Raw genomic sequence first — 2,474 nt, forward strand, 5'->3', positions numbered from 1 at the left:
AGCCGGCGGCCCACCCGTGGGCCGCCGAACGAGGCGAGGCGGGACCTCACCGCAGTGCGGCCGCGGCCTCGTCGAGCACGATGCCCAGGGAGCGGGTGCCGCGCCCCTTCGCCCACACCTCCGAGTTGACCTCGTGCACCTCGTTGTTGCGGACGGCCGGGATCCTGGCCCACAGCGGGTTGTCGGCGAGCTTCTCGGAGAGCTTGCCGTCGCTCTCGCCGAACGACATGGTCTCCACGAAGAGCACGTCGACGTCCCGGGCGAGGATCTCCTCCAGGCTGTAACTTCCCTCCACACCCCGTGACTTCCAGGGGTACTGGGCCAGCTTGGGGAACAGTCCGGCGGTCACGTCGGTGCCGGGCGTGGCCACCCCGAAGTTCTCGTCGCTTCCGAAGATGATCAGTGCCGTGCGGTCGCTGCGCTTCTTCTCTGCGGCGGCCAGCTTGGCGCGGAAGGTGCGTTCGGCCTTCTCGCCCTGTTCGGTGCGGCCGGTCAGCGCGGCGAGGTCACGCAGGTAGCCGACACTGTCCTGCCACTTCTCGGGCTGGACGGGCCAGAAGGTGGTCGCGCCCTTCAGGGCCGGGGCCAACTTGCCGTGGGTGTCCCCCAGGCCGATCACCAGGTCGGGCTTGTGGGAGAGGATCGCCTCCACCTCGGGTGCGATGAACCCGCCGGGCACCACAGGCACGTCGGCGGCCTCGCGCTTGCCGAGAAAGCCTTCCTGGGCGAGCAGTTCGTTGTTGGTCGCGGCGGGCGTGAGGCCGAGCTCGAACAGCATGTCGTCGCAGAGCGCCACCAGGCACACGATGCGCTGGGGGCGCTCCCCCGGAGCGACGTCGACTCCGCGGGTGTCGGTGATGCTCGAAGCCGGCTTGATCGGTTCGACCTCGACCTCGGTGCTGGGCCCGCCGTCGGGACGTGCGTCGGCGGTGGTGTCCTCGGCCGCTGTGCCGCAGCCCACCAGGAGAAGACCCAGCGCTGCGGCGGCAAGCCGGTTCCGGGCGGAACGAATGGGTGAGCGCGACATGTGCGGCCCTCGGTTCTTTGTGATCCGGGGCGCGGACACGAGGTGCGGGGAGGGCGCCCCGGAGACCCTCCGCAGAGGAGGGTACACATGATAATCATTATCAAGAAAGTGCCGCCGTGTTCCCCCGCCCGTCCCCACTGGAGGCGACCGCCGATGACCGCCGTTCCCCTGCTGCTCGTCGCCGACCACGTCGGCGGTTCCCTGAGCCTGCTGACCCTGCCGGACGGCGAGGTGGTGACACGACTGGACCGGCGGCACCCCTCCGAGCACGCGGGCTTCCTGGCTCTGCCCGGCGGCCGGGTGGCGTGCGTCGACGACCGGGCGGGCGCGCTGCTGGTACTCGACCCGTTCACGGCGGGCCCCGAACAGCCTCTGGTGCGCGCCGAGATACCGGTGGCCGTCCCGGCCGAGCACCTGGCGGCCGATCCGGAGGGGCAGCGGGTGGCGGTCACGACCGGGCTCGGCTGCCACGACACCCCCTGGTCGGACCTGCTGACCGTCGCCGACCTGCACACCGGGGACGCGGTACGGGTCCGCGTGCGGGTCGGAGAGCCCGGCGTCACACTGCTCGGCGGGCCGGACCCGATGGTCGTGCTGCGCCAGCGTGAGCCGGGCGCACTCACCGCCCACCGCTACGCCGAGCTGCTGGCCGCTCCCCCCGGCTGCCCGCCGGCCCCACCGGCGCTCTGCACGCTCCCGCTGCCCGACGACGGCCACGGCGACGCCCAGGACCCCCTGCACCGGCGGGTGTTCGCGGCGACCGGCGGCGGCGTGCACCGCGCCCGGCGCTCGGGCGACACCCTGGTCGCCGAGGCCGCACTGCCCTGGGGCGCCGAGGGACGCGGCTACTTCCTGCGCCTCGACCCACGCCGCAGACTGCTGTGGTCCTGCCTCCGGGGCGGACCGGCCGACCCGCGGCGGTGGCCCGAGTGGACCAACACCGCCTGGTGCCACCGCCTGGACGAGGGCAGCACCGAGCTGGTCGACCTGGGCCCCGGCCTCGTCTTCCGGATGGGCCTGACCCGGCGCCACGCGGCGTTCGCCCGCGTGCACCCGGACGGTGACGAACTGGTCCTGCTCGACGTCGACGGACGCGGCCCGGCGGTGACGCGTCGCCTGCCGCTGCCCCCGATGGACGGCGCTCCCCGAGCGGGCGGCACGCCCTGGGAGGGCGTCCAGCGGCGGGCCGTGGCCGCGTCGCCGGGTGCCTCCTGGGTGGCGGTCAGCCGCGGCGGGCACGGCGAGATCCACCTGGTGGACGCCGAGAACCCGGACGACTCCCGGGTGTTGGAGGCGGGTTCGGCCCTGGACCACGGCGGCCATCTGGCACTGCTGGCGCCCGGCGACGACGCGCACCACGATCCGCTGGGACGCTGAGCGGGTGAGCCGTCGCAGCCGCGAAGCGTCCGACCCGGCACAGGCCGGGCGCGCGGACCGGCGGGCGAAA

Annotated in this window: 2 protein-coding genes; one reads left to right on the forward strand and one right to left on the reverse strand. The window is 73.6% G+C overall.

Annotated elements, in window-relative coordinates; genetic code table 11:
- Positions 1 to 46: 46 nt before the first annotated feature.
- Positions 47 to 1,027, reverse strand: a complete 981-nt coding sequence (locus ACYVE9_RS22905) for an ABC transporter substrate-binding protein (RefSeq protein WP_461029784.1) — start codon at positions 1,025 to 1,027, stop codon at positions 47 to 49.
- A gap of 153 nt (positions 1,028 to 1,180) precedes the next feature.
- Here ACYVE9_RS22905 and ACYVE9_RS22910 point away from each other — a divergent pair, with 153 nt between their 5' ends.
- Positions 1,181 to 2,404, forward strand: coding sequence for a YncE family protein (locus tag ACYVE9_RS22910; RefSeq protein ID WP_461029785.1), 1,224 nt, complete (start codon positions 1,181 to 1,183; stop codon positions 2,402 to 2,404).
- Positions 2,405 to 2,474 lie beyond the last annotated feature (70 nt).

Source organism: Streptomyces sparsus, assembly GCF_054776295.1.